Consider the following 4,679-nt stretch of genomic DNA (forward strand, 5'->3'; position numbering starts at 1 on the left):
TGGTCTTCTGGTCAGGTGAGCTTGGGAAAATAAAGTCTTACCAAGCCCCTCCCTTTAGGGATGGGGTTCCTGACTATGTTAGTCCCAGAAGTGCGTTATCCACTGCAGGCCCCACAACCCCCTATTGGTAATTCACGATCCGTCCCCAGCTATCGGCTTTTAAGCTGGCACCGCCCACCAAAACGCCATCGATTTCTGGCTGGGCCATAATTTCATCGATATTTTCTGGCTTGACCGATCCGCCATATTGAATCGTTACATCTTTATTCGTTAGCTTCGAGCGAATCAAACCCATGACGCGATTGGCTTCTGGGGCTTCGCAGGTTTTCCCGGTACCGATCGCCCAAATCGGTTCGTAGGCAATCACCAAGTTTTGTTGGTCGATATCCACCAGGTCTTTTTCGATCTGGCTGAAAATGTGAGACTCGGTTTCGTTGGCTTCCCGCTGTTCCTGGGTTTCCCCCACGCACAGAATCGGCGTCAGCCCGTGTTTTTGCGCCGCTTTCAGACGTTGATTGACGGTTTCATCGGTTTCGCCAAAATATTGACGCCGCTCGCTGTGGCCCACGATCGCGTAGCGTACCCCCAATTCCTTCAGCATCGAACCGGAGATTTCTCCAGTGTAGGCACCGGAATCTTCCCAGTGAACGTTCTGGGCACCGAGGCGTACCGCGCTCCCATGCAAATGCTTGGACAGGGTTCCCAAGGCGGTATAGGGCACGCAAAGAACTACTTCCCGTTCTTCTGGGGTGTCTGTCACTAGGGGTTTAAATGCTTCTAAGAACTCTAGCGCTTCTGCTTGAGTTTTGTGCATTTTCCAATTACCGGCCAGAATGATTTTTCGCACGAGTAACTCAGTCCGTTCCAAACTACAACAACAAAATGCACACTCCAGTCTAAAGCGAATGCGGCTCCTTTTAAGGGATTTTCCCGGAGAAGTCCCTAAAAAATCTTCCGGGAGATAGAGCCACCGGGATGGCAAGGGGGGGAACCCGAACCCGATCGCTGGCGTTCGGGCATGTTTTCCGTCACCAGGACTGTAGCGATCGCGATCGCCCCTGATTTTCTGCAACCGACGGTTGGATGAGGCTCCTGCACCCCCTGAGTGAAGTAACCACTCACATTTTTTGCAATTATTGTAAAGATAAGTTGAGTTTTCTTGCGTTTTTCATCTTTTTGGCTGATAAGTATTTTAACTCTTACCGAAAAAGCTATTCTCAATCTAAAATAAAGTGTTTATGATTGCCACCGAGTTCCGGGAGGGGTTTAGATATGTTTAACACGACAATTTCATACACGATAGAAGTTATCCAAGAAGAAGCTCGTCAACTGGTGAAAAAAGGCATCCTCAGCCGCCAGCAACCTATCTATACCCTTTGCCAGTACATCCCGGCGCGGGAATGGATGAATGTAGAGTTTGAGTTAGAACAAAACGAATATTTGCTACGCGATCGCATTTGCGATCTGCTCGGACGCGAAGACTGGAATGACGACTAAATTAAATCCTACTTCAATCTCAATAGTGTTAACCCCCCGATTTTCTTAGCTTCTCGATCGGGGCAAAATGGCTTGTCCCCACCGGTGCGGCGATCGCGGCATTCGCGCGTTCGGGGGACAACGTTTCTCATTCCGCCCATCTGACATCCGCCAATAAACTCAAAAAGCTTCTGATTTCAGAAGCTTTTTAGAATTAAATCGATTTTAACCTTCTCTAGCCAGTGCCGAGCGGGGAATACTGCCCACCCCGAATTCTACTGGCTAGGGAAAAATCAGCGCTTGACCCTCTCAAAGCTAGAACAGTGGGTTGCATCAATGGGAGACGCCATACCATAGATGGACGTCTCTACCAGCGGCATTTCCCACAAAATTAGGCTTGACGTGCGAATCGCTACTGCATGCCCGCCGCTTCTCGGGCTGCTTTTGCTTCATCGGGATGAATATTCAGACGAGTGAGATTGATGCGACCTTTGTTGTCAATTTCTCGCACCTTAACAATCACTGGATCGCCCACGGAGAGTTCATCCTCCACCTTGCCCACGCGGTAATCGGCGATTTGGGAAATGTGAATCATGCCTTCCTTACCGGGCAGGAATTCTACAAATGCACCAATCGGAATAATTCGCGTCACTCGACCGGCATACACATCCCCAGCACTGAGCTTGCGCGTCATATTCTGGATAGTGGTGACCGCCCGCTGAGCTTTTTCGCTATCGATAGCCGAAACGGTGACGGTGCCATCATCTTCGATATCGATTTTGGCTCCCGTTTCTTCCGTGATACTCTTGATGGTTTTGCCCCCAGGACCGATTACCATGCCGATTAAGTCGGGATCGATTTTAATCGTCATCAGGCGCGGCGCGTAGTTAGACAAGCGATCGCGCGGTTGTTCCAGGGCACCCAGCATTTTTTCCAAGATATGCAACCGTGCCGGTTTGGCTTGATGGATCGCTTTCGCCACCGTCTCCATGCTCAACCCGGTAATTTTCATATCCATTTGCAACGCGGTGATGCCCGTCTCGGTGCCGGCCACTTTAAAGTCCATGTCGCCCAAGAAGTCTTCAATCCCTTGGATATCCGTGAGGATGCGGACTTCATCACCTTCTTTAATCAACCCCATCGCTGCGCCGGACACGGGTTTTAAGATTGGCACCCCGGCATCCATCAGCGCCATCGTCGAACCGCAAACCGACCCCATTGAAGTCGAACCGTTAGACGAGAGCACTTCCGACACCACCCGAATCACGTAGGGAAAATCGCTTTGTTCGGGCAAGATCGGCATTAAAGCACGTTCGGCGAGGGCACCGTGACCGATTTCCCGGCGTCCGGGCGATCGCATCGGCTTGGTTTCCCCCACGGAATAGGGCGGGAAGTTGTAGTGGTGCAGGTAACGCTTTTCATCTTCCGGGTGCAGGTCATCCGCCAAATCTTGGGCATCCCCCGGGGTTCCCAAAGTCGCCAGAGACAACACCTGAGTCAGCCCCCGATTAAATAACGCGCTACCGTGAACCCGCTTGGGTAAAATTCCCACCTGACAAGACACCGGTCGAACTTCGTCCAGTTTGCGCCCATCGACCCGGACCCCTTCTTCCACGATTTGTCGCCGCATCAACTGCTTGGTGACATCTTTGAACACTTTGCCCAAAGCTTTCGGATCCGTGGTCGCCGCCACTCGCAGGGGGTCTTCTTCTGGCATTTCCTCGATTTGAGCGCAAATCCCCTCTTTGACTTCATCTAATGCACTGTCGCGCTCGTTTTTCTGCACTTCGTAGCGAGACAAGACTTTTTTGATGTCCTCAGTGGCGCGATCGCTGATAAACTTCTCTAGGCTATCGTCCACCTCCGGCGGTTCCTCCACCGCAGGCTCGATGCCCAGTTCCTCCAGGATTTCTCGCTGCGCCTGAATCAAATCCGACGCCGCTTCGTAACCAAAATCGATCGCTTCGATAATGTCTTGTTCCGGAAGCTGATTCGCTCCCGCTTCTACCATGATCACCCCATCCGGGCTTCCCGCCACCACTAAATCCAAATCTCCACTGGTAATTTCTTTGTAGGTGGGGTTAATGATAAAATCATCTCCGACTAACCCGACGCGCACCGCTGCCATCGGTCCGGAAAAGGGAATCTGTGCCAACTGAACCGCCACCGAAGCGCCCGTCACCGCCAGCACGTCCGGCGGCACCTGGGGATCCATCGACAGGGTAGTGGCGACAATTTGAATGTCATCGCGGATCCATTGCGGAATCAAAGGTCGCAGGGGACGGTCGATCAGCCGGCTAGTGAGGGTTACTTTTTCCGGAGGACGTCCTTCCCGTCGCAAGAAGCCGCCGGGAATCTTACCCGCTGCATACAGCCTTTCTTCATAATCCACTAACAGCGGCAGAAAATCGATGCCTTCTCTTCCCTCGGATCGCGTCGCTGTCACGAAAACCGCCGTATCTCCGGATTGAATCAATACCGCACCACCTGCTTGCGGTGCCAACAATCCAATATTGAGTCGAATATCCCGTCCATCAAAGGATATCGACTTTTCCATCTCTTTCATGCAGTCCTTTTTCCTTCTTTTTCACTCAACTTTTCTTCTCTGTGGCAATCCTAGCACTTCTCAATTGCGATTGCTTTCGACTCCATTGGCTCAACCGGACACCTGTTCCCTTGCTCGAAAAAATCGAGCCTACCACTGTGGGGCGCGTCTTTTTTGCCTCGGTTGAAAGCGGATTGCCACTCACTCGATTGCCATCGAGAGCTAACTGAACGGAGCAGTTGCCCCGTCACTGTGCGGGCGGGGTGCTGACACTTCCTTCTGGCGACAACCCGCAGACCCATGCCAGGGTCTTGAACTTTACTCCTTATAACTCTAGTGTCTATTTTATCAAACCCTGGTTGCTCGAAGCTTTAAACTGTATCGGTCTAGGAAATTTTTTTTCGCCCCCCGGCGATCGAAGCGCCATATCCGGGCTGGTTTTTCCCGGGAAAGGCGCGTGGCGCGATCGCCCCTCACCCTGGGCAAAACGCGCGGCGCGGGTTCTATGTCCCCCCAGACAGAAAGCCCCAGGGATTCCCTGCGTGAATGCGCCTCTATGGTTGTACAATAAGTACCGTGACGGTGCGATTCGTTCCTGCCAAAAGTCAAGGAAAATCTCCGAAACGTGGGCAGGGTAAGGTTCCAAAAGGGCCTTGAC

4 protein-coding genes are annotated in these 4,679 nt (G+C 52.0%); 1 reads left to right on the forward strand and 3 read right to left on the reverse strand.

Going from position 1 to position 4,679, the window contains the following annotated elements:
- Positions 1 to 121: 121 nt before the first annotated feature.
- Both tpiA and LKK83_RS12835 read right to left on the reverse strand, forming a co-directional pair.
- On the reverse strand, positions 122 to 847 hold the full coding sequence (tpiA, locus tag LKK83_RS12830) for a triose-phosphate isomerase (protein WP_324631541.1): 726 nt from the start codon (positions 845 to 847) through the stop codon (positions 122 to 124).
- Between the two features lie 95 nt (positions 848 to 942).
- Positions 943 to 1,122, reverse strand: coding sequence for a hypothetical protein (locus LKK83_RS12835; RefSeq protein WP_324631542.1), 180 nt, complete (start codon positions 1,120 to 1,122; stop codon positions 943 to 945).
- A gap of 150 nt (positions 1,123 to 1,272) precedes the next feature.
- Here LKK83_RS12835 and LKK83_RS12840 point away from each other — a divergent pair, with 150 nt between their 5' ends.
- Positions 1,273 to 1,497 (forward strand): DUF4327 family protein, encoded by a 225-nt coding sequence (locus tag LKK83_RS12840; protein ID WP_324631543.1) that lies wholly within the window; start codon positions 1,273 to 1,275, stop codon positions 1,495 to 1,497.
- 391 nt (positions 1,498 to 1,888) lie between these two features.
- On the opposite strand, the gene LKK83_RS12845 is transcribed toward LKK83_RS12840, so the two are convergent.
- A complete protein-coding gene (locus LKK83_RS12845) occupies positions 1,889 to 4,042 on the reverse strand; it encodes a polyribonucleotide nucleotidyltransferase (RefSeq protein ID WP_324631544.1) in 2,154 nt (717 codons plus the stop codon).
- Positions 4,043 to 4,679 lie beyond the last annotated feature (637 nt).

Origin of the sequence: Phormidium sp. CCY1219, from assembly GCF_035615515.1 — a bacterium.
GTDB lineage: Bacteria > Cyanobacteriota > Cyanobacteriia > Cyanobacteriales > Laspinemataceae > CCY1219.

Coding starts and splice junctions, on each gene's coding strand:
- LKK83_RS12845 (WP_324631544.1), bottom strand. CDS start 4,042: ATGAAAGAGATGGAAAAGTCGATATCCTTTGATGGACGGGATATTCGA.
- LKK83_RS12840 (WP_324631543.1), top strand. CDS start 1,273: ATGTTTAACACGACAATTTCATACACGATAGAAGTTATCCAAGAAGAA.